This window comes from Paenibacillus pinihumi DSM 23905 = JCM 16419, assembly GCF_000422505.1.
GTDB classification, from domain to species: domain Bacteria; phylum Bacillota; class Bacilli; order Paenibacillales; family Paenibacillaceae; genus Paenibacillus_D; species Paenibacillus_D pinihumi.
Genome location: NZ_KE383864.1, coordinates 96,838 through 120,475 on the forward strand (window position 1 = coordinate 96,838; position 23,638 = coordinate 120,475).

The 23,638-nt window shown below is 47.2% G+C and carries 22 protein-coding genes; 1 reads left to right on the forward strand and 21 read right to left on the reverse strand.

From position 1 onward, the window contains the following. Positions 1 to 6: 6 nt before the first annotated feature. The 12 genes from sbnA to H583_RS0114430 form a co-directional block, all read right to left on the reverse strand. Positions 7 to 990 (reverse strand): 2,3-diaminopropionate biosynthesis protein SbnA, encoded by a 984-nt coding sequence (gene sbnA, locus H583_RS0114375; protein ID WP_028561050.1) that lies wholly within the window; start codon positions 988 to 990, stop codon positions 7 to 9. A 37-nt stretch (positions 991 to 1,027) separates the two neighbouring features. Continuing rightward, positions 1,028 to 1,276 (reverse strand): phosphopantetheine-binding protein, encoded by a 249-nt coding sequence (locus tag H583_RS33030; protein WP_036709746.1) that lies wholly within the window; start codon positions 1,274 to 1,276, stop codon positions 1,028 to 1,030. Beyond that, positions 1,257 to 1,838, reverse strand: coding sequence for a helix-turn-helix domain-containing protein (locus H583_RS35365; protein WP_161631201.1), 582 nt, complete (start codon positions 1,836 to 1,838; stop codon positions 1,257 to 1,259). Before H583_RS35365 ends, H583_RS33030 begins: the two co-directional genes overlap by 20 nt. A 665-nt stretch (positions 1,839 to 2,503) precedes the next feature. Then, entirely contained in the window at positions 2,504 to 2,992 is a 489-nt protein-coding gene (locus tag H583_RS0114390; protein ID WP_028561052.1) for a GNAT family N-acetyltransferase, read from the reverse strand. Between the two features lie 595 nt (positions 2,993 to 3,587). Next, entirely contained in the window at positions 3,588 to 4,319 is a 732-nt protein-coding gene (locus H583_RS0114395) for a glutamine amidotransferase (RefSeq protein ID WP_028561053.1), read from the reverse strand. Between the two features lie 84 nt (positions 4,320 to 4,403). Next, on the reverse strand, positions 4,404 to 5,714 hold the full coding sequence (locus H583_RS0114400; protein ID WP_028561054.1) for an ArgE/DapE family deacylase: 1,311 nt from the start codon (positions 5,712 to 5,714) through the stop codon (positions 4,404 to 4,406). A gap of 29 nt (positions 5,715 to 5,743) precedes the next feature. Next, complete coding sequence (locus H583_RS0114405; RefSeq protein ID WP_028561055.1) at positions 5,744 to 6,280, reverse strand: ureidoglycolate lyase; 537 nt, start codon at positions 6,278 to 6,280, stop codon at positions 5,744 to 5,746. A 32-nt stretch (positions 6,281 to 6,312) separates the two neighbouring features. Further along, positions 6,313 to 7,356: an autoinducer 2 ABC transporter substrate-binding protein gene (locus H583_RS0114410; protein ID WP_028561056.1), complete on the reverse strand. Its 1,044-nt coding sequence runs from the start codon at positions 7,354 to 7,356 to the stop codon at positions 6,313 to 6,315. 22 nt (positions 7,357 to 7,378) lie between these two features. After that, positions 7,379 to 8,314 carry an ABC transporter permease gene (locus tag H583_RS0114415; protein ID WP_028561057.1) on the reverse strand — a complete coding sequence of 312 codons (936 nt, stop codon included), beginning with the start codon at positions 8,312 to 8,314 and terminating at the stop codon, positions 7,379 to 7,381. Then, complete coding sequence (locus tag H583_RS0114420; RefSeq protein WP_028561058.1) at positions 8,311 to 9,273, reverse strand: ABC transporter permease; 963 nt, start codon at positions 9,271 to 9,273, stop codon at positions 8,311 to 8,313. The genes H583_RS0114415 and H583_RS0114420 overlap by 4 nt, the downstream gene beginning before the upstream one ends. Beyond that, positions 9,270 to 10,784 (reverse strand): sugar ABC transporter ATP-binding protein, encoded by a 1,515-nt coding sequence (locus H583_RS0114425; RefSeq protein ID WP_028561059.1) that lies wholly within the window; start codon positions 10,782 to 10,784, stop codon positions 9,270 to 9,272. The genes H583_RS0114420 and H583_RS0114425 overlap by 4 nt, the downstream gene beginning before the upstream one ends. Before the next feature lie 12 nt (positions 10,785 to 10,796). Beyond that, a complete protein-coding gene (locus H583_RS0114430) occupies positions 10,797 to 11,819 on the reverse strand; it encodes a LacI family DNA-binding transcriptional regulator (RefSeq protein ID WP_028561060.1) in 1,023 nt (340 codons plus the stop codon). A gap of 434 nt (positions 11,820 to 12,253) precedes the next feature. Between H583_RS0114430 and H583_RS36650 the strand changes: the two genes are divergently transcribed. Continuing rightward, a complete protein-coding gene (locus H583_RS36650) occupies positions 12,254 to 12,415 on the forward strand; it encodes a hypothetical protein (protein ID WP_154665898.1) in 162 nt (53 codons plus the stop codon). 141 nt (positions 12,416 to 12,556) lie between these two features. Here the strand turns inward: H583_RS36650 and H583_RS33040 are convergent, their stop codons facing one another. From H583_RS33040 to H583_RS0114485, 9 genes are all read right to left on the reverse strand, one after another. Beyond that, positions 12,557 to 12,865, reverse strand: a complete 309-nt coding sequence (locus H583_RS33040) for a response regulator transcription factor (RefSeq protein ID WP_154665899.1) — start codon at positions 12,863 to 12,865, stop codon at positions 12,557 to 12,559. Between the two features lie 14 nt (positions 12,866 to 12,879). Continuing rightward, positions 12,880 to 13,098, reverse strand: a complete 219-nt coding sequence (locus H583_RS0114445) for a response regulator (RefSeq protein WP_028561062.1) — start codon at positions 13,096 to 13,098, stop codon at positions 12,880 to 12,882. Between the two features lie 176 nt (positions 13,099 to 13,274). Continuing rightward, entirely contained in the window at positions 13,275 to 13,802 is a 528-nt protein-coding gene (locus tag H583_RS0114450; RefSeq protein WP_028561063.1) for an NAD(P)H-dependent oxidoreductase, read from the reverse strand. Between the two features lie 130 nt (positions 13,803 to 13,932). Beyond that, positions 13,933 to 14,256: a winged helix-turn-helix transcriptional regulator gene (locus H583_RS0114455; protein ID WP_036710017.1), complete on the reverse strand. Its 324-nt coding sequence runs from the start codon at positions 14,254 to 14,256 to the stop codon at positions 13,933 to 13,935. Between the two features lie 356 nt (positions 14,257 to 14,612). Beyond that, complete coding sequence (locus H583_RS0114460) at positions 14,613 to 14,942, reverse strand: ArsR/SmtB family transcription factor (RefSeq protein WP_028561065.1); 330 nt, start codon at positions 14,940 to 14,942, stop codon at positions 14,613 to 14,615. Beyond that, positions 14,939 to 15,370, reverse strand: coding sequence for an SRPBCC family protein (locus tag H583_RS0114465; RefSeq protein ID WP_028561066.1), 432 nt, complete (start codon positions 15,368 to 15,370; stop codon positions 14,939 to 14,941). The genes H583_RS0114460 and H583_RS0114465 overlap by 4 nt, the downstream gene beginning before the upstream one ends. 181 nt (positions 15,371 to 15,551) lie before the next feature. Continuing rightward, a complete protein-coding gene (locus tag H583_RS33045) occupies positions 15,552 to 15,746 on the reverse strand; it encodes a hypothetical protein (RefSeq protein WP_051236490.1) in 195 nt (64 codons plus the stop codon). A 277-nt stretch (positions 15,747 to 16,023) separates the two neighbouring features. Beyond that, positions 16,024 to 18,231: a methyl-accepting chemotaxis protein gene (locus tag H583_RS0114480; RefSeq protein WP_028561067.1), complete on the reverse strand. Its 2,208-nt coding sequence runs from the start codon at positions 18,229 to 18,231 to the stop codon at positions 16,024 to 16,026. Positions 18,232 to 18,452: 221 nt separating this feature from the next. Further along, entirely contained in the window at positions 18,453 to 23,543 is a 5,091-nt protein-coding gene (locus H583_RS0114485; protein ID WP_028561068.1) for a discoidin domain-containing protein, read from the reverse strand. Positions 23,544 to 23,638: the final 95 nt, after the last annotated feature.

The following is a 23,638-nucleotide window of genomic DNA, read 5'->3' on the forward strand; positions in this document are numbered from 1 at the left end:
ATTTAATTATGAGAAGACTAGATCAAAATTAGAAGCTATCTTCTTCATATCGATACCTCTTTCTAACAACCAACTATCAGAATATATCGTGTCTACATATCTATCCCCTCTATCAGGTAAGACCGATAAAATTCTACCTTTCACATTCATTTCAATAGCCAATTTCAACGCTGCATAGATAGCTGCCCCAGAAGAACCACCGACTAATATGCCTTCTTTAGAAGCAAGAAATCTGTTCATATAAAAGGCATCCTTGTCACTGACATGCATTATTTCGTCATATAGTTCTCTTCTTACATTTGGAGGTACTATCGAAGCACCTATACCTGTCAAATGTCTTTTTCCAGGTGGTCTATCAAATATGACAGAACCAATTGCATCAACAACCATAATTTTTATTGAAGGTATCAATTTTTTTATTTCTTCTGCACAGCCAGTCGCTAATCCAGCTGTTCCGATCGGCAAGACCAACCATTCTAATTCACCATTGAAGTCGTTATAAATCTCCCTAGCTGTTTTTTTGTGTGTTTCAGGGTTCCAAGGATTGTTATATTGATTCGGCCAATAGTATTCAGGATTATCCTTTAAAACTTTTTTCACGGTATTTATTCTTGTTTCTAAATAATTACCAGATTCATCACAATCTGTTACCATAATTATTTGAGCATTGTATGCCCTCAATATACTTAAGTTTATGGGACTTATTTTAGGATCAACGACACAAATCATGTTGTATCCCTTTACTCTTGAAACCATCGCTAACCCAATTGCGAGATTTCCAGAAGAAGACTCTATTATAGTCCCTCCCTTTTTTAATAAATAATTTCTCTCAGCAGATTCGACAATATGTTTTGCAACACGATCCTTCATGCTGCCTACTGGATTATTCCCTTCTAACTTAATAAATAGTTCAGATGGAATATTACGAAATGTATTTAATTTCACCACCGGTGTATTACCTATTAATTCCAAATAGTTGTTGTATAACAATAATGATCACCTCGAACTGTTTTGTTGTTTTTCTAAGCTACTTGTACGATAATAATTCAAGGATTTTGTTTACTGATGAGAAATACTCTATTAGAAGTTCCTCATCTAAGAATTCTATCTGATAATGCTCTTCAATTTTAACGACTAGTTTAATTGTCTTAATTGAGTCCAGGCCAAAAAGAGTTAAATCAGCATTGAGATCTGCAATAAGCTTAGTTTCCAAAACTTCTTCCACTAATGAAACTATTCCTATTACTAATTCTTCTCTAGAAATATTGACTAACAACCAATCCCCCCCTTTCTCTCGTTTTTTTAGAGAGTCTTCTATACTCAGTAGGCGAAATTCCGACATGTTTCTTAAAATATGTTGAAAATTGAGACGTTGAAATATATCCAACTAAAGCTGTAATTTTTAAGATTGAAAAATCTGTTGTCTCAAGTAATATTCGTGCATTTCCAATTCTAATATTTTGCAGGTGTTTCATAGGTGATATCTTAAACACTTTCGAGTAAGTATTGCTCAAGTAAACCGGGTTGCATTGAATCTGCTCTGCTATGTAAGTTAAAGAGAGTTGCTCAGAGTACCTTGTTCTTATAATCCTGTGAACTCGGATTAATCTTGAGTCTATCTTCTTCTTAACAGGTTTTACTTTATATTGATATTTCATATGAATATAATCGTCAAATAAATCGTTTAGTAGTTTAATAGACTTTAAATCGGCATTATTTAAGGTCGCCTGAAAACTATTTACTAATGAATTTGTTAAATCAAATGGAAGCGCTTCAAAAAAATCAGAATGATAACTTTTCACATGACTAGAACAAAAAAAAGCAATATTAATTTTCACACAGTTCTTAGCTTCATTTATAATTGTGCAGTTATTTGAGATGTATATGTGACTACTTTTCACTCTCCTTCTCATGTTGCCATTCTTTAATGTGATTTCAGATTCCGGATAAAGTATTACCCAACTATTCTTTCTAACACATGGAGAAATTGTAGCACCAGGAGTGGTCACCGAGGATGATATTGAAAGTAGATACATATATTACCTCATATATTTTTTTGAAATTCGACTAATTTCATCCAATCTCAACCTTATATTATCAAATCTTTACAAGGATTTCAATCCAAAAATGCTTGATTAATTAAAAATTGGAATGATTCTGTAAATATAGATATTTGTTTGAATTTCCCCGTAAATTCTGCCGTTCCTCCCCCTGGAATGCAATAGCTAATTGGGTGCTCTTAACCGAGGGCAGCCTAAGCAGCCCCTGTCAATAAGGCATCCTGCTCTTTTATATAGCCCTCCGACTTTCGTATGTGACTAAACCTAGACATTCCTCAGGGAATTCTTTATGGGGATTGGGTTTTCAACCGGGTTTTGGTTATAGAGTAAGCCATGAATTTTAACCAATTGAAATTTCTCTATATGCGGCTAAACCATAACCTTTATAGAGACCAACAAATGACGGAACAAGAAAGCCTTTTTAAGTGTGTGTCACAGCTTTTTCAACGTTCCGAAATTGTGAGTATTAAGTGTAAAATCCTTTCAACTCCGTTTTTTCCTATTTTGGTAATATTATTGAATTTAAATCCTGATTTTTCATATAGCCTTTTTGCAACTTCATTTTCTTCATGAACAGCTAACACTATTTCATTTATATGCGGAAAATATGTTTGGACAAATTCAGGCAAAATATGCAGTGCAAGTTTCGAAAATCCTTTTCCTTGATATTTCCTGTCTATAGAAAATGCTCTGAGTAATATTACATTCGAACTATTTGTTAAAGATTGAATTTCCTCACTTTCATGTAAAACAAAGAAACCTACAGGTTCTTGATTTAGTAGAATAATCACGGGATGACGTTTTTGGTCTTCTAGGGAAGTATCAAGAACTGAGTCTGGTAATGCAACGAATTTCTTTTGAGTCTCATCAAGCTTAAATTCTCTCACTTTTATTTCCCATTTCGGATTATAGAATTCAAGTCGGCAATTCATAATTTTCCCTCCAAAGAAAATCAAATGTTCATTTCTAGCTCCCAGTAATAAGTTATGTAGACACTCAAGTCGAAGACTACTTCTCTCACTAAGAATACTATAGATTACTGTTAAATTATTTCTAGATTATTTTTATACATCTGTCAATAAGATAGGCCCAAAGAATTTAGAAAATCATGCGGTGTATGTGCCTTGTATTTCCTAACCGTACGCAAGCACAAACCCAACTCTTCATAATCCTTACTACCGTTTTTTCAAGGACACGGACCTTCTGCTTATGAAGCTCTTTCGTGTTTTTGAAGATTCCGTATAAGCGGCGAAATTATAGAAAAATGCGCCTGATACATCGTCTCTGCTTAGGACGAAGTTTCTCACACTTGCCAGCCTTTCGCTTTGTCCATTTGTAATAGCCGCTTCAAGATACACTAAGAATTAATTTGTCTAAAGTAATCAGCCATGCAGATGAACCGTTATACTCTGCACGGCTGATTATTATCCTTCTATGATTTCTATATCATACATCTTCTACTGACTCCTAATATGATACAGTGCACATCACCTTAGGTTCAATTAAAGTCTGATTTGCAACCGAAATCTATTTTAAAGTTTTGACCAGATTGCCCCAGAAGGCAGAGTAATGCTCCCAGTTCACGAATTCCAGCGAGCCCCAATGCGGTGCACAGTCACTGGCGAAGGCTGCTGTCTTGCCTTCCCCGTACTGGCCAAGCACAAGAATCGGATCACCCTCATGGCTGAGCAATTCCTCCGCATCAGGTTTCGTCACCAGTTTATTGTAACCGAGCAGTTTCGGCCACTCACCAAAGGGATCGGTCAGCGAATGGGATCTTGTTACGACCGGCGAGAAACCCTCCGGCTTTTCCACACGATCCTCGCCATTCATCATCTCAATCGGCAGTACCTCGGCCAACACCGTATTTTTGTAATTCGCTTTCCCTTCAATCCCCATAAAGGTCAAATAACCGCCCACCATCAACAGGCCGCCGCCTGCTGCTACGAATTGTCTCATTGAATCCAATGCGTTCGGGATGATTTCCATCTGATAGAAAGTCGGGTTTTGCAGCAAAAAGGTGTTGGCACCTACATCACTTAACACAATCGCATCAAATGCCTGCAGCTCCTCCAAACTTCTCGGGAAGCGTACCTGTACTTCATGGGAAGGCATATAGGTCACGTCAACGCCCTCCTCACGCAAGCAGGACAGAAGATATGTCGCACCCTCCTCGTATTTGGTTGATGTAAAGCTGTCATACCCTTTCGTATGAATCATATGAACGATCCATGATTCGCCAATGAATAATACTTTCATTAAATATGGCACCTCCGCTGTTTCGTGTGGCTTATGGGTAGCCCTTGTTTAACTTCGCACAGTTCTTATCTTCAAGTCCGACCTTCAGGCCTCTTCTGTCCCGCACCAGTCGATGATCGTCTTCGCAATTACTTTTACAGCAGTGATCAACTCATCAACAGGTATAAATTCATCGCTGTGATGCGCGAGGCTCGGATCGCCAGGGCCAAAATTAATCGTAGGAATGCCGACATTTACCGGCCAGGCCATATCGGTATGAAAGCCCAGGCCTTCAATTTTCCCCGCAAGACCAACGGACTTCAGCGACTGCACACAAGTCTGTACAAATGGACCCGCAACATCTGTTTCTGCACAGTCGGCATCGACAAGCCACTCGATTTCCGGCAGATTCTCCTGAAGCCAGGGGTCAACTTTTGCAGCGTTGTAAATAAAATCCTCCAGCTCTTTTTTCACATTGCCGCCAACGAATTTATCGTCCCGCTCCGAGGGCAAATACTGCGCGTTAAATACGATTTCCGCCTGATTGGCAAATGAGGTCGGGTATTCGCCTGCGTTCAGCTGCGCCACATGCACCTGGCACGGAATCGAGAGATACGGATGGGTCTTGCGCGCCGCCCAGTCTTTATTCAGATCATCGAAGGCATCCAGCAGCAGCCTTGCTTTCTTAATGGCATCTACAGCCCCGCCGTCCCTCCAGTCTGCCTGCGGCATCTCAATATGTCCGCTACGGCCCTGAACTTTGATTCTGCCCCACAAAATTCCTCTGCACAAAGGAGCGATGGTAAGCGAGGTCGGCTCGGTCAGAATACAGCCGTCCGCACGATAGCCATGATGGATAAAATCCAGCGCGCCCATCCCGCCTGTCTCTTCATCGACAACCGTTCCGACAATAACCGGCCCTTTGAGCCGGGCACCACTGCGGAGGATGGCCTCTACCGCCATAATCATGGCAGCAACCCCGCCCTTCATGTCCACTGCGCCGCGTCCGAAGAGCTTGCCGTCAACCACCTCTGCGCCAAACGGATCAACGGTCCATTTGGAACCGGCCTTCACAACGTCAATATGTCCAAACAGCAGGAGGGATTTGCCTGCCGTTCCCTTGCCGAAGGTACCTGCCAGATTCGGTCTGCCTATAAAGTCCCTGCCCGGATAATAACCGCCCATGCCTTCATATTGCTTCAGCTCTTCAGCTACCGGCTCCCACATCTCAATTTCCGCCCCCAATTGGGACAGCTTCCCGGCAATCAACTCCTGGATGTCTTTCTCCTTGGATGGAGCCGGCTCATCAAAAAACCATGGATTTACACTGGGAACCCGGATCAATTGCTGCAAAAAATCGATAATGTCTTCACGATGTCCATCAATCCATTGCATAATTTGCTCTTCTTGCTTCATAGCTGCCAGTCCTCCTGAATTTGCGAACCTTATTTAGGTCCGGGAATGGGCAATCCATCCCCGAACATGATCGTGTCGCCATCCTTGAAATCAACCCATGGATGAATCATTTCATCGCCGAATTTATCCTTCTTCTTCTCAATGGCAAACATATAACGTGCGTCCCCATGAACCGGATAAGCCGGGCTGTGCCAGACGCCCCGGCCGATGACGATGGCTTGGCCGGGCTTAATCACGAAGCATCTGACCGTTCGCGCATCCGGGCATTCGTGAGGATCATCAATATCCGCGCACTCTGCAACTGGCTGAATAATCTCCTGATCGAATGCCAGCAGCAGCTCCTCCCGGCTTACATGGCGCTCCATGGAAGCAACTACCGGCTCCCGGCTTTTGGTCACGACCAGCCCCATACCGATCGGCTCATGCACATCCATCATCTGCACATAGCTCCAGCAATCCCATCCATCGCCTGCTTTTGAAGGTGCACCCTCAGGAAGATCGATCACCTTGCCAAATGGGCGGAATGCTTCCGGTGTCAATGGCTCTACACTGATCTTATGCTGCATATCCGTCTTCAACCTCCAATTCTGTTAGAGTTTTAGAAGCCGAAGCTGTCCACATTGTCCTTCGTTACTTCAAGCATACCGATAAAGATGTTCTTGTCGCTCACCTTCACTGCCCCTACAGTCGGAACGTCCATCCCGTCCTTGATTTCCTTGCCTTGAGCCAGTTGATCAAGCGCATAAACGGTAGTATAAGCCAGCTTGCCCGGGTCCCAAATAATATCCGTTTTGATCGTGCCGTTTTTAATGTAGTTTTTGACTACACTCGGAACGGCAATACCGGTAATGGCAATTTGACCCGCCTTCAGCGTACCTGCCTTCACGGCCTGCTCGACAACTTCCGCTGCTGCAGGAGATTCGCCGCCTGCATATCCGATAATGCCTTTCAAATCGGGATAGGTTTTAATCAAGTTTTGCGCATTGGCAAAAGCCTTCTGCTGATCATCGTCACTTGCTACCGTTGTTACAACTTCAATATCCGGGTAGTTAGCTGCCAAATAGAGCTTGGCCGCGTCCGATTTTGCAATCTGATTTTGGGAGCCAAGACCGGCTACCATGAAAGCAATCTTGCCTTTACCGCCAATTTCATCGCCGATCGTTTTGGCCAGCTTTTCACCAACCTCCTGATCCGTTGCCGGAGCTACATAATATTGGCGATCGGTCTCCGGCGCATCGCTGTCCCAGGTGATGATCTTCACATTTTGCCCCGCCGCCTTCTTGAATACAGGTCCAACTGCTTTCGCATCATTAGGGGACACGCCGATACCATCGACTTTACGGGTTAACATATCCTGAATCATATTGATTTGCTTGGAGGAATCCGCCTCTGTCGGAGCATTGAACACGACTTGCACCTTCAGATCGCTTGCTGCCTGGTTCGCCCCTTTTTCCGCTGCTGCCCAGTAAGCAGGACCGATAGATTTCGGATTCATAAAGTAGGTTCTTGTACCCGATGCGGAAGATCCCTGCTCTCCATTACCGCCAGCACTTGGCTGACCAGCGGAATTACCTGCGCTTCCGCAGGCAGACAGACTTAAAGCAAGCATACCGGTAATTAATGTCATCGCAATTTTTCTCATTTTGCTTCACCCTCCAAGTCAATTATGCTTTTTGCTTTCCAACCGCAATCAACAACAAAATGCCCAGAATAACGGATTGATACAAGACCGACACACCCAATAAATTGAGCCCGTTGCGTAAAAAGACGATGATCAGCAGGCCGACAAATGTACCGGAAAGACTCCCCCTTCCTCCAAAAATATGTGTGCCTCCTATTAGAGTGGCTGTAATTACATCAAGCTCTATATTTGTACCTGATGTCGCTTCTGCGCTTGCCAGACGGGACACTAGGAAAACACCGGCCAAAGCGGAAAACAAACCGCTAAGCAGAAACAAAATGAATCGGGTGCGGATAACGGAGATTCCGGAATAATGAACGGTCTCCTCATTGTTTCCAATACCATAGACGTAAGCACCAAAGCGTGTTTTTTTCATTACAAATGTAACCAGCAGAAACATGACCGCAAGAAAAATCGCATTAAACGGAATGCCCCAGATGTACTGCTGCCCCATAAAGTAGAACGCATCAGGAAAACCGCTCACCGGCCGCCCTTCGTTCAGCACATAGACGAGACCGCGAAGCATCACTAGCATCCCGATCGTCACAACAATCGCCTGCATCCGGTGCCTGGCAATCAAATAGCCGTTGACAGCTCCGCAGGCCAGTCCCGCAAGCAAGCCGACAATGACACTCAGCCATATGTTCAGTCCGCCCTCAAAAGCAATACCCATACATACTGCCGAGAAGGCAAGAATTGAGCCGACTGACAAGTCCATGGCACCCGAGATAATGATCATCGTCATTGGAATGGCAATCAGGCCAACCTCCACCATCTGATTCAAGACATTCATAAAATTAGTGAAGGACAGGAAGTAAGGAGCCTGAAAACTGAAAAAGAGGATAATCAGTAGAAGCAGCAGAAGCTGAACAAGCATACGGTTAGGCTTGAATGGAAGCTTTCTGGCCAGTGTGCTCATATCAGCTCACCTCCTTTCCGTCTGTTTTGCCTGACATGCTGCAGCGTATTAATAACAATTGCCAGAATAATCAGAAAACCAGTTGCAGCATCGACCCAAAACGGGGATACCTTAGCAATAATAAGTCCATTCTTGATCATACCCATTAACAGCACCCCTACTACTGTTCCAGCAATGGTGCCAATTCCGCCAAAGATGCTGCCACCCCCGATTAAGACGGCTGCCATCACTTCGAATGACAGATTGCTCCCCGCCGTTGAGGCTTGCACACTGCCTACTTTCGAGGCAAAAATAACGGCTGCAATTCCGACCAGCATCCCGCTGTATACATATACGGTGAATTTTGATTTGGCAATTCCGATTCCCGCCAGTCGTGCTGCAGATTTGTTGCCCCCGATTGCATAGATTCGCCTTCCGAAACGTGTAAATTTTAACAGCAGGACGAAGCCGATGACTAAAATAATAGCAACGAGCAACGGAAAGGAAATGCCCAGCAGCTTGCCCTGCCCGAAAAATTGAAACTGTGACGGAAAGTTCGTCATCCAGGTGCCTCCGCTAATGCCCACAGCCAACCCGCGAAAGATATACATGGAAGCCAGTGTTACGATAATATCCGGAATGTTCAGCACCGCAATGAAATAACCATTGAATATTCCACAGAGGACGCCTACGGCAACGCCGAGCAGGGACGCAAGCCAGGGAGACATTCCGGAACTGAGAAACAACCCGACAGAGGTTGCTGTGAGAGCCAGCACCGAACCTACCGACAGATCAATGCCGCCGAGCAGAATAACCATGGTCATACCAATCGCAACGATACAGGTGGTCGTATTCTGATCCAGAATCAGCTTCACATTATCCAGTCCGAGAAAGGCCGGCGAGATAAATGCAAATATAATACCGATTAGCAAGGTGAACAAAATTGTAGGTGCTTCATGAATATTCAACAGGCGTTTCATACGGCATCTCCTTCCACCAATCGCGGATTTGAAGCCCGCTTCAGCAACTGCTCCTGATCTGCTTCTCCATGCCCGAATTCGTGTACGAATTCTCCCTTGTGCAGCACCAGAATCCGGTCGCTCAGTCCGATAATCTCCGGCATTTCCGAGGAGATGAGCAAAATACTCAGTCCATTCTGAGCCAATTCGTGAATAATGTTATAAATTTCGGCCTTGGCACCTACGTCCACTCCTCGCGTTGGCTCTTCCAGGATCAAAATTTCAGGTTTCGAAGCCAGCCATTTCCCGATTACGACCTTCTGCTGGTTGCCTCCGCTCAAGAAGTCTACACTTTGCAAATCATTGGGAGACTTGATATGAAGCCGATCCATATAATACTGGCTTATTTTCTTGATCTTCTCCTGATTCAGCCTCCCCCCTTCGGAAAGATCGCGCAGGATGGGCAGCGCCAAATTGCTGCGGATAGATAGCGGTTTGATAATGCCTTGGCGGTGCCGGTCCGGCGGCACATAGGCAATTCTCATCTCCTTGGCCTCGGCCGGACTGTTTATTTGCACTGGCTTGCCGTTAATCCCGATCTCTCCTGTCCCCTTTGCCAAGCCAAACAAACGGCAGGCAATCGTATGCGAGCCGGATCCCGGCAAGCCGAAGAGGCCTAGTATCTCACCCTTATGCAACTGAAAGGAGACCGCATGGGCAGCGTCGAGCGACAGCTGCTTGACTTGCAGCACCGTCTCCTTCCTTTGTTGGAACGGACGGACCGGATATAGCTGGCTGACCTCCTTGCCGACCATCATCCGGATCAGGCTCTGCTCGGTAACCTCTGATATGTTGCGGGTGGCAATTTTCCTGCCGTCCCTGAGTACCGTCACTTTATCCGCAATTTCAAATATCTCTTTCATCCGGTGCGAGACATAGACAATGGCCACTCCTTGTGCCTTGAGACGCTCTACAACCTCAAACATCTTCTGAACCTCATTTTCCGGCAATGCTGCTGAAGGCTCATCCATAATCAGCACATCAGCCTGAAACGACAACGCCTTGGCAATTTCAATGACCTGCTGGCTGTGAACGCCAAGATGCCGGACTTCCTTGCGGACGTCTATACCTCCGCCACCGATCGAATCTACCAGTTGCTGCGCCTCCCGGTACATCTTGGACCAGCTTAACCACCCGAAGCGCCCGGCAATCTCCGGACGGTCGATATACATATTTTCCGCTGCTGACAAATTAGGGAACAGATTGAACTCCTGATGGATAATGGATACGCCCTGATGTTGGGCAGCCAGCGGATTGCGGAAGACAACCTCCTCGCCTTTTAGCCTGATGATGCCGTTGGTCGGTGCGTATACGCCGGACAATATTTTCATCAACGTGGACTTTCCCGCCCCATTCTCTCCCATCAGTGCGTGAACTTCGCCCGGATACAGCTCGAAATCAACGCCCTCCAATGCCTTGACACCCGGAAACTCCTTGCTGATTCCTTCCATTGTTAATACAGGATTAGCCATCGTGCCCCTCCTTTAAGCATTCAAATTTTTCACTGACCCATATTTCATGAACTCAACATCCAGAGTTACTTTTTTGGGATTCATTTCATCAGAAGCATGTCCCTTAAGCTTGCTAATCAGCATTTCTGCTGCCTGGATCCCCATTTCATGCGTCGGCCTGCGGACGACGGACACTCTTGGCTTTACGAATTGGGCAAGCTCATTGTCATCAAAGCCGATCAACGAAATGTCCTCCCCGATTTCCAGGTTTAAATCCCGGATCGCTTTGATCGCTCCTTGGCATATCAAGTTGTTGGCTGCAAATATGGCCGTTGGGGGCGCTAAAGATTGCAGTAGCTCCATTGTGGATTGATATCCCCCGTCTTCAAGCCAATTCACCTGCTTGTGATGTGCCGGGTCCGGGGTCAGCCCGCTTTCAACGATGGCCCGTTGATAGCCCCAATAACGATCCTTGCCATCATTGAAATCATGCGGCCCGTCTATAATGGCAATATGCCGATGTCCACATTCTACAAAATGCCTTGTTGCTTCGTAAGCACCGCGATAATTATCGATAATGACGCCATCATGACCACTATTGTCTATGTACCGGTCCACGAGAATCGTCGGCTTGCGAATGGTCTGGTAAAATTCCGCTTCTTTATGGGTACCAATTAATATAATGCCGTCCACATTTTTGCCAAGGAAGCTGTCAAAGTATTCGGATTCTTGGGCTTCGTCACCGTTAGTGGATACAACAAGTGTGAAAAAGCCTTCTTTCTTCGCTATCTCTTCTGTTCCTCCAATAACAGCTGTATAGAACGGGTTGCGCACCTCCGGTACTACGACCGCGAGCATGTTCGTCTTTTTCTTCACCATGGAGGTGGCTATCGTATTAGGGACGAAATTCAATTCATCAATAACCTTCAGCACTTTTTTTCGTGTAGATTCGCTTACCCGATCCAGTCCATTGATTACCCGAGAGACCGTAGCGACAGATACATTGGAAATTTTAGCCACATCTTTTATGGTAATGTCTCTTTTCGTGACAATCACTCCCATTGTTTTCCTATAAATTGCGGTAACGTTTTTACAAGTTTCATCGTTTAGTCCACAAGATATTTATCATCCGGTTTCATTCATTTTGAAAAAACGTTTACGCAACTTCTAAACTCATTTTAATTAATGTTAGATAAGTTATCAATATATTTTTAAAAATTCTTAAAATTAACCACTTACATAACGAATACCTTACTAATTTGAGTTACGTATCTATTTTTTTATTAGATTAATAACAAAAATATCAATATTTATGTTAGTTTATATAACATAAAGAGAACCATTCGAACCACAAACTTTACATCAAACACCATGTCCGCGTCCGAAGACGCTCCTACTCCGCCATCATACACATCTTATTTCAATAAAATGATGGAATCGATGATGAACTAACCGTTTGATGATGCCGATAGAATCAGGTTGCCGAGCAAGTGTACAAAGCAGCCACCGATGAGACGGATCGGCTGCGATATCTCGCGGGTCCGGACGCAGAGGAATTGGCGAGACTGAGATGGACTGAGTCGGAAGAAACATATATGGCGACCACAGGGGAACTTCTGGGTCAGACAGCCTGGAGAAACAGCAAAGTATAAAACATGTCTCAAGCAGCCTCCTGATTGTTGGAGTAAGCAAATCCCGTTTTTCTTGAGAGGAATGGCTCCGAAGCCCGTGCTCATAACAATCTCACTGATTTGTGCCATTGAATGCTCATAGGCACAAGCCAGTGTTAGGAATCATGCGTGAATTATAGTTGCCTGCTGTACGATTGATGCTTTGCTGTAATGAATTGCGGATGAAAAATTGGTCATTCTCTGCCGCTGCATAAGTGTTTTATGCACGTCGATCGTCCGTGTTGCGCCCATAAAATCCGTGCCCCATACAAGCAAGCAGCTTCTCTCTGGAGAGCGCAATGTTCTGATTTTAATCAATATCTTCAGTAGAGAAAACTCCTTGATCGTAAGCTCCACCGGTTCCTGATTATAGAGGACGATATGTTCATCCAGCCTGAACAGGTTCTGATGGGTCTTGTATCTTTTTAACACGGTATCAATCCGGGTCATATGCCACGGGGCGCAATACTGTGCATCAGATCAATCCCATCCTGCCCGGGCAGCATCACATCCAGAATAATCAGGTCAAAGTCCCTCTCCCCGATCGCTGTCATGACCTCGCTCCCGTTATGAATCTGGTACGCAGCATGCCCGACCAGCCTCAGGTTCATTGCAATTAATTCTGCTATAGCTTCTTCATCTTCAACAATTAGTAACGTCGCCATAATCTACTCCTCCCATCACCTATTTTCACATAAATACAGACAGAAGTATGTTATAGAGTTGTAAAATTAAAAACTCCGCATGCTTGCCGCGGAGTTTGGAAAATCATCAAATGTCTTCAATTTTAGTATAATGAATCGTCTTACGCCGAACGATGGTAAGATGTGGGTCATGCAGATTATAGTGAATGAATAAATTTGACGTAGTCTTCGGCACTCAAACTCACTTGCTGCTCCGACATACCGTGTTCTGTTCCATAGAAGGCGAAGAAGGGCCGGTAATCAGCTTCTGTATACAGGAAAGTCACTTCAAACGGGCGCAAGATTTCATCGAGCGTATACTTGTACCGACCTTCTGATGTGTAATCTTCTAAGGTAATTCCTGCAGAAACCGCACAAGCAACCTTCTTATCCTTAAGCTTATCTCCACCCGAACCATAAGCCCATCCGTACAATAAGACCTCATCCAGCCATTTTTTCAACAAAGGCGGACAATTAAACCAATAGACTGGGAATTGCAAAATGACCTGATCATGAGTTTCAATCAACTCTTGCTCCCACTGAACATTCAATTTCTCATCCGGATATTTCTTGTATAGTTCATGTACCGTAATTTGTTCGGGATATTTCTTTAATTCTTCCAGCCATCTTTTATTAACGGTTGAACCTTCCATACCAGGATGCGCCACTACCACTAATGTTTTCATATCATCCACCACTTTCTGCAACTTATCTGATTCGATTTTGAGTATACAGGATGATGATGAATGACGTAAGTACGCACATTTAGGTAAGTAGTGAACCTGAAGGAGAGTGTTGAAGATGCAGATGAACGGATTACGTAACAGACAGGGATGGGCGATTGCTCTCTCCCCAGGAGCATAATTGATCAAGCACTGGAACAAGTGAACGTCCTCGCTCAGATAAAGAATACTCGACCTTGGGAGGAACCTGCGGGTACTCCTTGCGCACTATAATGCCGTCAGCCTCCAGCTCCTTCAACATGATGCTCAACGTCTTGAATGAAATGGTTCCGATACATTTCTTAAGCTCATTGTGCCGCATCACTTTATGTGCTGCCAGCCAATAGATAATCGTCATTTTATATTTGCCGCCGATCACGGATAAGGTATAGCCAAAACCTGAATCTTTTATATCCATATCCGTCGAGACGCAATTTTCTACATTCACGCCCTCACTCCCTTTCTAAGCTGTACCTATTCATAAACTATTAGAAATATACATCAATTCTACAGATTTTAGCAAATAAAAAGACTGTTCCCCCTCGGGAAGATACAAGGCCATATACAGCCTTATTAAAAAAGCAGACGCCGGAATATTTTATCCTGGTCGACCACGGTTTTCAGGTGCAAAATCATCCAACAAAGTGAACCTAAAACGGGCCGTGCAATGATGGAAAATTATCCGCCTCTCCGTAAAATGGCACAAAAATTTTGACCTATAAAAAACACAGCCCTTCTCAGGCTGTGTCTTATGCTTATACGGATGCATGGATGCTAGATATCCTCATCTGATTCCACCAGACGCTGCAATGCAGCCAGCTTGTTGTCCCAATATTGCTCATAAAAGCCAAGCCAGCGCTTCAGTTCCAGCAGAGGATCAGCGTGCAGGGAGTAACGCGTCTCTCTCCCCGCCTTTCGCTCGCGGACAAGTCCAGCCCCCTGCAAAACGCGCAAATGCTTGGATACGGCTGTACGCGTTATCGGAAAATGGCTGCTGAGCGCTGTCACTGACAGCTCTTGGCCGGACAATAGCTCCATCAGCTTGCGGCGTGTCGGATCAGCGATCGCCTGAAAGACATCATGCTTTTGCAGCGGGGCTGTCATTGACCCTCAACCAATGCGCGCAGCTTATGCTCGACCATCGGTTCCCAGCCGCCTTCCATCCGTCCGCGGATGACGGTGTGCGACGCCCCGAATTCCGTGACTGTATTGGCATCCCAGCCGGAATGAATCAATGTAAATTCTGTTTTGCCATCCAGCTCTTTAAGCTCCATTGTAACGGTCCAGTCCTTGCCCCAGCGGAATGACAGGCGGTTCGGCTCGTCGACTTCAATGACCTTGCACGGCGACATGCCGAACTGCCCGGCATTCAGATGAAATTCATGCCCTTCCACCGGCTCGAAATCATTCGGCATAAACCATGCCTCAAGCCCCTTCGAAGTCGCAACAGCTGCCCAAGTCTTCTCGATCGTGGCATTAAAAATAACGGTTTTGCGTATATCCTGCAGCTTGCTTCCAGATTGTTCACTCATGATTGTGATGTTCCTCCTGTCGGTAATCTATCCGTTTTACTTCACTGTTACTTCACTAATGATATAAATTCAGCCATACAGGCGATTTAAAATGATCGGCCTTGCTAGACCTTGGCTGTTTTCACCTTGCTCGTATGGCGGAACCGGAGCGCCGACCACTTCTCATCCAGTGCCACGTTGCTTACCGGGCGGTACTCAGACAAGCTTTGTACCAATCTTGCCAATATATCACGCTGCTTGTGAACAACTGTACAAAATCAAATGTTCCCTCCAGCTTGTCCGCTCCCGGAATATCCAGATGAAAGCCCTCGGGGGCATTTAGTATGATTGCCCGCCCTTCCTTGTAGCGCAGCTTCTTCAGCAATTCTTCCGACACTTTTTCGCCTCCTTACGAAACCTTTTGGTTTCATTTATTATATGGCACCTTTTGGTTTCACGTCAAACAAATTCAGCTCATTCACTCCTGTATGTTTTTTCCAACGCACAAAGGTACTCACTTTCACGAACCCCAATAGACTCTGACAACGGGACCATTCCTCAGCGCCGTCTATGCAAAATGAAAGGAGCCACCCGGACTGCAATGCCCGGCGGCTCCCTCCTTCTTTCAAAAAGCAAAATCCATCCCTTTGCAGCACGATAGAACTCAAGTTTCACTATCTTCTGCGCGTATCCGTCAGCCGGAACTGCCCGACGAGCTGCTGAAGCACTCCCGCAATGGCTTCGACATGACCTGAGGTATTCCGGGCATGGCCCAGGACATGAGCCAATTCCTTCAATTTGTTCTCCACATCGATCGATGCGCGCCGGCTTTCAATGCTGACTGCCGCAATTTGCTCCATCAAGGTGACAACCTCATCCACGACCTGCGTCTTCAGTGTACCCTCTGCCTGTGCTCCGCCGAGCAGCTCAGAAGCGGCTGAAACGAGGGTTGTTCCTTCCGCAACTACCTGATTGCCCTCCTCCATGGATGCAAAAGCGCGCCCGGCACTCACATAAATTTGCTGGACAATCCCTTTCACCTGATCCGTTGATTCCTTCGTCCGTTCTGCGAGCTTGCGGATTTCCATTGCGACGACATTGAAGCCTTTGCCGTGCTCTCCTACTCTTGCGGCCTCAATGGAAGCATTCAGCGCAAGCAAATTCGTCTGACTCGATATTTCTTCAATGACATGGAGCACATTTTGAATTTCCTGCATTGTGTCCATGAATGTAGTAATCGTGTCATTTGTCTCCTTCACCTTCAGCGCGATATGATCCATTTTGTCCCCAATCCGGTCCACCTCGCTGCGTGCAACCGCAATCTGTCCGGATGCCTGCTCCTCCAGCTCCCAGAGGGTGCTTCTCATCTGATTGGTTACATCCTTGGCAACTTCAATATCCTTGAGCTGGTGGCGAAGGCTGCCAATCATCTCATGAATTTTCTGGCTGACATTATGTGCTGTGCCTTCTGTCGAAGTTGTGGACTGATTCATCCGTTCCTGGCTGAGTAGCACATCGCCTGCGGTCATTTTCACCTGCAGCATGATGCCTTCCAATGAATCAATCATATTGTTGATCCACTTGGCGAGCTCGCGAACCTCATCCTGGTCGAAGCTACCGGTGTTCAAGCGCTGTGTAAGATCCCCGCTGCCTTCGGCATTCATCCGGATGAACCGGTTAATGCTGCGCAGCTGCCCGGCCACACGCTTGGCGCTTCTTGCATGCAGAAGACGAATGCTCATGGCTCCAAAAGCAATGGTCAGCAAGCCAACAACTGCTGCTCCGGCTCCGGCAGAGACCAGCGGAAGCAGGAAATACACTGTCAGGACCATAAATAACGTGAACAGTCCCGTCAACCAAATGTGAAGCCGGTTTTGCCGGTAGGCAATACCACGCAGACGGTACACTTCTTCCAAATCTCCTTCACACATCATTCCCCATACATCCGGACAGTGACGAAGCTGAAAAGTCAAACCCTTCCCAATGACCGGAATATGACGGTAATCGGAATAGCCGGGGAACGCTGCAAATAAATTGCTTCCATTGCGTATCGTATTCATAACCCCCGGATGAAGCTCTCCTGTAGACGGATCTGTAAACATCAGCTCCAGTTCAGTGTGCTCCTTAACCGATACCGTTCCCCAGTCCGTCGTGATGCCGTCCTTCAAGTTCTCCCCATGAGTAAAGGTCCGGTCCTCGAACCTGCTCCTGGACAATGCTGTACCCGGATCAATACCGGCCGGCAAACCCGGCTTGGCCATAAAAATATAGTTGTCGCCCGAATCCGGGTAGATATGTCCGGATTCACGCTGAATCAAGTCCCCGATGACGTCATTCGGCACCCGCCCGCACAACGTTCCCCAGCGGGTTCCTCCATTTGAGAGCGGTAACAGGAACATGAGCGTCATTTTGTCATGGAATGAGGAGGAACGCGGCCCCAGTGCCAGTGTTATTGGGTCCGCATACGGTCCATACAGACATTTTTGTCCTTCCGGGACAGATTCCGTATAAGCCAGTCCCTGGGCAATTGGCGCCAAATAATCTTCATGCCCTTCGCAAGTGCTGTGAACTATTCTGCCGTCAACATCAAGTATGAACAGCTCTGTAAAGTCACCTGCTCTTGCATAGGTCTCTCTGAACAACGGTCCCAGTTGGGCATTACGGCTGGCTTGCCCATCATCTTCACGGTTTTGCAACGGCTCAAGCTGTGCGGCTAGCCGTTCCAGATGCCCCCAATAGTCATCAGCCCACGATTGCAGCAGTGCCTTGCGTGTCTGTGCTATGCCTTCAAATATCTCTTCGACATCTTCTGTCATTCCGGAATTAAGCCGATAGGACCACCAAAGCGGCATCCCTGTCTTCCATCCTAACCACTCAAACATGACATCCCCCTCCATCGACCTACATCCATATGTATCTTTTTACCTGTATGAAAGTGATTTTAACATAGAAAGAAAATTTATTTAACACTCATGTCAGGTTATTCCAAATAAATATTTTATCATCCCTATAAAAGAATCGAATGCTGTTTCATACAGACAGCAAAAAGCCGCCAAAGATAAGTCCTTGACGGCTTCCCTGTTTTCATGGCAGCTTTTCTAGCTTAATTGTAGATATTCAACTCCGCGATTGACCACCAGTTAGAGGCTTCGCCCGTCTGTTCAATCCGAATATAGCGGGCTTGCTGTGCGGCGAAGCTGATTTCATTCAGCTCCTTGCTCCCCTGTCCCTCAGCAATGCTGATCCAGTTCTCTGCGTCTGTCGATACGAGAATCCGGTAGCTTCTCGCATAATCATCGCGGCTGTGACCGGCATCAATGCTGATCTGATGGAAACGCTCGGTTTTCCCCAAGTCCACCTGGACCCATTGGCCTGGTGCCTGGCGGGTACCTGTAGACCAGCGGGTTCCCGGGTTTCCGTCAATGATTTTCGTGAAATCATTGGCTCCGCTTACGGAGGACGCTGTTACTGTCCATCCTTCACGGCTGAGCGCCTCCAGATTAGGCTCTCCCTGTTCAGGAATCCAATTGTCTGTATCCGGTGCCAGCACCCGCAGCCCGGATATGGACCACCATTTGTCCGCCTCTCCGGTTTGGACAATTTTGATATAACGAGCGGTTTGGAGAGGGAACACGATATTGGTTACCGCTCCCTTGCCCTTGCCGGCCGCAACCGGATTTGCCCAGGACTGGCCGTCAATTGAGACGTACACTTCATACTCGCGGGCGTAGTCATCCGCACTTTTGGTGCTGTCCAGAATGATTTGGTTAAACGATTCGTTTGCACCAAGATCCATTTGAATCCATTGTCCTGCAGCCTGCTTTTGCCCGGTGGACCATCTGGTGGACTTGTCTCCGTCCAGCATGCGGTCAGGCTTATCGTCCCCGGCCGAAGAAGAGGCAGTCATGTTCCAGCCGGAACGAGGCAGATCCTTTTGCTTGCCAAGGCCGTATTGGCCGATGTTCAGCTCGGCAATCGACCACCATTTGGAGGCTGTGCCCGTCTGGACAATTTTCACATATCGCGCTTGCTTGACCGGGAAGACAGCTGTGAAGCCTTCAGGCTTGCCTTGACCGTGAGCGATAGCATTCCCCCAGGACTGGCCGTCGTTGGATACATAAATATTGTAGCCGCGTCCGTAATCAGACGTATAGTGGCCCGGATCAATCGTAATGGCATCGATCTTGTATGTCCGGCCCAGGTCGACCTGGACCCACATGCCGTTCGTCTGATCCTTGCCGGAATTCCAGCGGCTGCCCAAATTGCCATCCAGCATGTTGGCTGTCAGATCGGTACCGCCTGTGGAAGAAGCAGTCACTACCCACTCCGAACGGTCCAGATCGCCAAGCGGCTGCCCGGGTGTGGAAGGACCTCCCGGCTGCGAAGGATTAGAAGGCCCGGATGGATTGCCGGGGTGTTCCGGTGTCTCCGGACCTTCCGGTGTTCCCGGCTGTCCGGGTTGGCCTGGACCCTCAGGCTCTCCCGGTACTTCCGGCTCTGCATGATCCTTGCCCAGCTTGGCGATTTTCAGCTCTGCAATCGACCACCAGCTGTCAGATGAAGTATTCAGCGCGATCCGAATGAAGCGTGCATGCTGCATAGGCAGCGACACAGCAAGACTTGTCGAACTGCCTTTTTCGCTGACAACCGCTTCCCCCCAGTTCTCTCCATCCTGCGAAACAAAGACATCATAGCCGCGTGCGTAGTCGCCATAGCTTGTGCCTGAATTCATGAAAATCGTATCAAAAGCCTGCTCGCTGTTCAGATCAATCTCCAGCCACAACGAGCTGTCCTGCAGTTTGCCGGATGACCAGCGGGTTGTCAGATCGTCATCGGTCATATTGCCGACATTTGATCCGCCTGCCAGGGCAGAGGTTGTAATTTTCCAGGCGGAACGGTCCAAATAGACCATGCCTGAATCTGTCTCAGCAGGCTTGGTAACCGTAACGATTGTCGGGTCTACTGCAACCAGTGCATGAGGATGCACCGTTGCCGTGCCCAGAGCCCCGCTTGCATTAAAGAAGCGGATTGTCTTGGATGAATCCGTCGGATTCCAGATTTGCGCCGTATACTGATTCCCCTTCTTGTATACCGTCACTGAAGGATCATTTGCCCAGATTTCAGCCGAACGGCTGCCGAGCGATGCCATGCTGTGAACGAACCAGTACGTATTGAACACTTCATTTTGCTGCATCCGGCTGGTATTCCAATTTTTAATCACCTGCTGCGGGTCGCTTAGCGCCTGGTACGGCCACATAATATGATGCCATTCTGTTACCGGTCCGCCGTTCAGGTCTTTGAGCAAGCCCGCGAATACTTTGGCCGTCTTCTCCGGTTGTCTCGCATAGTAGGTCATCCATTCTGCAGTCGGCAGCCAGTGAATGCCATAAACCATTTCCGGAGCACCGGAGAAGAAGGTCCCGAACACATAGGAACTTCCATATACTTGGCCTACAGACTTGTGCTTATAGCCTGGCAGGAAGATGTCATCATCATAGTCGAACCAGTACTGCTCTGCTGCTTTCTCTTCGGTTGTGAAGCCCCAAATCGCAGCATCGCGATATTCGCGGTTGCCGGTCACGACACCCCACATATATTGCCCGACCCAGCCAAACAGCGCTTCGCCTGCTGCCTCCTGATTATTTCCGCTATGATTGTCGGCATAGCCGCCAGCCCAGGAATGGCCCTCGTACGGATCAAAATTGCGGAACCATGGATACTCGCTGTCTGTGCGCGAAGGGTTCGCATAGTCACGAATCAGCGTCTCTACCATGTCTCCGTAATCACTGAGGAACTGCTTGTCATAGGTTGCCAGAATTGCTGAAGCAAAAGCATAATAGCCATACGTGAAGTGATGATCAGTCAAACCTGTATTGATTCCAAAACCGTTGGAATAAGGGAAAATGGCGCCCCAATCCTGTGAGTAATGGAAATAATATGAATGCTTCTCTTCATCCGGCGAGAAGGTGTACCAGTCGCTCAAAATCGTCTTCAGGATGCTCAGATAATGGTCACTGCGCTTGGTGTCTCCAAGCTGGTCGCTTATCAGCACGCCAAGACCGAGCGGATGCAGCTTTTTCCCTTGCCAGTAAGGGTCTGCAATCATAATCTGGCCGCTCATATCGGCATCTAGCGAATCGAGATAAGCAACCAGCTTGGCACGCGAGTATTCCGGGTTCGTCGGCTCTACGAACTGGGGAACTATACCGTTGAACCGGTCAACCGTCGTAAAGGAATTGCCTTCGCGCACCTTCAGCGTTCCACGGATAGACGGATAAGTACGCTGGGTAAGCGGTGTATCCGACAGCTTCCATTGATGAGGCAGCAGCGTCATCAGGGTATTTGTGGAGAAGCCTGGACGCTTCAGCTCTGTTACCGTATTGAAATTGGTCGTTACCAGCGAGGATTCCTGATCAAAGCTGTAATCGACCTTCGTATCCTTGATAAATGCGTAAGCATGCTGGTAATAATAGTTCAAATCTTCAGCAGCCGTCATTGCAGCAACAGATAAATAGTTGTCGCCGTTGGCGAATTTCAGCTTGATTGTGTTGCCCAGCTTGACGAACTTCGTTCCCGGCGGAGCAAAAATACCATAATGGCGTACAAATGATTCCGGCTTTGGAGCACGGTCGGTATTGACCACTTCAATTCCGATATGGTCGCTTACGAGCACATCACCGTCATTTTCGAGGACCGGATTGTTATGGTCATCGAACAGGCGGGCCATAACCGGCGACTGCAAGATGACGGCATCCGGATTTTCGAATGTATTGTACAGATAAGGCGACCCCTTGACGAAAGTGGTCTCCATTTTGACGCTGTCATCATCGCTCATAATAACCGATGCAGAGTAATCGCCGTATCCGGAGATCTTCGTCACCACATCAGCCGGATTGATCGTGTTTGTCGACAGATACAGATCCGGGTCTCCATCAGCGTTCACAGAGCCGCCGTCCGAGGAAGCATAGCCCGCGCCCGGATTCAGGACAGCCAAGCCAAGCTTGGTGTACTTGTTCTTGAGCGGAAGTGTGACCAGGCTGTTGCCGTCCCCGAGATTTGCAATCAGAATCGACTGCCACCAGTCATTGGATGGAATCGGCGTCTTGATGTTATCAGTCCGGTATTTCGGATCTTTCGGCTCCAGCTGCGTAATATCACCGATTTCGTAGCTGCCTTTTCCAACGTGGACCGTCGAAATCTCCGGAATCGCAGGAATGGCATATACCGGCTTCAGATCACCTTCACGGTATGCATGAACCTCAAAAGCAAAGAGCGAATAACCATGGTAAGACGCACGGCCAATTCCGCTCATTTTCACATAACGGCCCGTAGCGTAGAGCGGAATTTCTTCCTTGCCTCCCGAGCCCTTCAGCTGGCGGTATATGGTAGTCCAGTTTTTCGCGTCGTCAGAAACTTGGATATCGTAAGCTCTTCCTGCAGCCGCCTCCCAATGGAATACGACACTGCCGATTTCCGAGCTTGCGCCAAGATCGACATAGATCCATTCATTGTCCGCGTATCTGGAAGACCAGCGCGTATTCGGGTCTCCATCCGTCGCATTGGCAGGAAGGTAATCTTTTTCCTTCAAATCATCTGTCCACGGTTCTCCCTTTTGAATGGATGAAACGACGACCGGCTTTTTCAGCGCCAAATCGGGAGCTGGAGGCTTGGGCTGCGTGTTGAAGCCGCCCGTACCGTATACATTAAACTCCCAGATCGATACCCCGTAGTTTTCTTGTGCACGTTTCGTGCTGTACAACCGGACATAGCGTCCTTCGCCAGACACTGTATGTTCAACATTTCCCCCCTTGCCCTCTTTGGTAGCGTAGATTGTATCCCAATTCATTTCATCATCGGATACTTGAATTTCATAGGCAGTTGAATAGGCATTTTCCCAGCTGATGGTTACTTTGGAGACCGAAGCTTTGACACCCAGGTCTACATAGATCCATTGCGGGTCCTTCTTCCATACACTTTCCCAGCGGGTGTCCGCTTTGCCGTCAACGGCCAGATCCGGTGTGCTGTTGCCCATCATGGACGAGGCATACACGGGCCTGTTCATCGACATGAGATATTCCTCTGCTGCCGCATTGGCGGACTGCGCCGGAAAAAGCGGCAAACAGCCTGCCAGTACAATAACTGCAAGCATACTAAGCATGACTTTTTTCCATACTGTTTCTCTTACACGATACATTAATCTCTCTTCTCCTTTTTATCCGGTTATGAATCTCTCTAGCTGAATCCCGCTCCTATTTTTCCGGTCATCCCCTCTCTGTACAAAATGGACTT

What these genes read in the sequence shown, in the direction of transcription:
- H583_RS0114415 (WP_028561057.1), bottom strand. Translation starts at nt 8,314, where the DNA reads ATGAGCACACTGGCCAGAAAGCTTCCATTCAAGCCTAACCGTATGCTT.
- H583_RS0114395 (WP_028561053.1), bottom strand. Translation starts at nt 4,319, where the DNA reads ATGAAAGTATTATTCATTGGCGAATCATGGATCGTTCATATGATTCAT.
- H583_RS0114405 (WP_028561055.1), bottom strand. Translation starts at nt 6,280, where the DNA reads ATGCAGCATAAGATCAGTGTAGAGCCATTGACACCGGAAGCATTCCGC.
- H583_RS0114465 (WP_028561066.1), bottom strand. Translation starts at nt 15,370, where the DNA reads ATGAGTGAACAATCTGGAAGCAAGCTGCAGGATATACGCAAAACCGTT.
- H583_RS0114420 (WP_028561058.1), bottom strand. Translation starts at nt 9,273, where the DNA reads ATGAAACGCCTGTTGAATATTCATGAAGCACCTACAATTTTGTTCACC.
- H583_RS0114445 (WP_028561062.1), bottom strand. Translation starts at nt 13,098, where the DNA reads ATGGCGACGTTACTAATTGTTGAAGATGAAGAAGCTATAGCAGAATTA.
- H583_RS0114460 (WP_028561065.1), bottom strand. Translation starts at nt 14,942, where the DNA reads ATGACAGCCCCGCTGCAAAAGCATGATGTCTTTCAGGCGATCGCTGAT.
- H583_RS0114410 (WP_028561056.1), bottom strand. Translation starts at nt 7,356, where the DNA reads ATGAGAAAAATTGCGATGACATTAATTACCGGTATGCTTGCTTTAAGT.
- H583_RS0114485 (WP_028561068.1), bottom strand. Translation starts at nt 23,543, where the DNA reads ATGTATCGTGTAAGAGAAACAGTATGGAAAAAAGTCATGCTTAGTATG.
- H583_RS0114400 (WP_028561054.1), bottom strand. Translation starts at nt 5,714, where the DNA reads ATGAAGCAAGAAGAGCAAATTATGCAATGGATTGATGGACATCGTGAA.
- H583_RS0114480 (WP_028561067.1), bottom strand. Translation starts at nt 18,231, where the DNA reads ATGTTTGAGTGGTTAGGATGGAAGACAGGGATGCCGCTTTGGTGGTCC.
- H583_RS0114425 (WP_028561059.1), bottom strand. Translation starts at nt 10,784, where the DNA reads ATGGCTAATCCTGTATTAACAATGGAAGGAATCAGCAAGGAGTTTCCG.
- H583_RS0114450 (WP_028561063.1), bottom strand. Translation starts at nt 13,802, where the DNA reads ATGAAAACATTAGTGGTAGTGGCGCATCCTGGTATGGAAGGTTCAACC.
- H583_RS0114455 (WP_036710017.1), bottom strand. Translation starts at nt 14,256, where the DNA reads ATGGATATAAAAGATTCAGGTTTTGGCTATACCTTATCCGTGATCGGC.
- H583_RS0114390 (WP_028561052.1), bottom strand. Translation starts at nt 2,992, where the DNA reads ATGAATTGCCGACTTGAATTCTATAATCCGAAATGGGAAATAAAAGTG.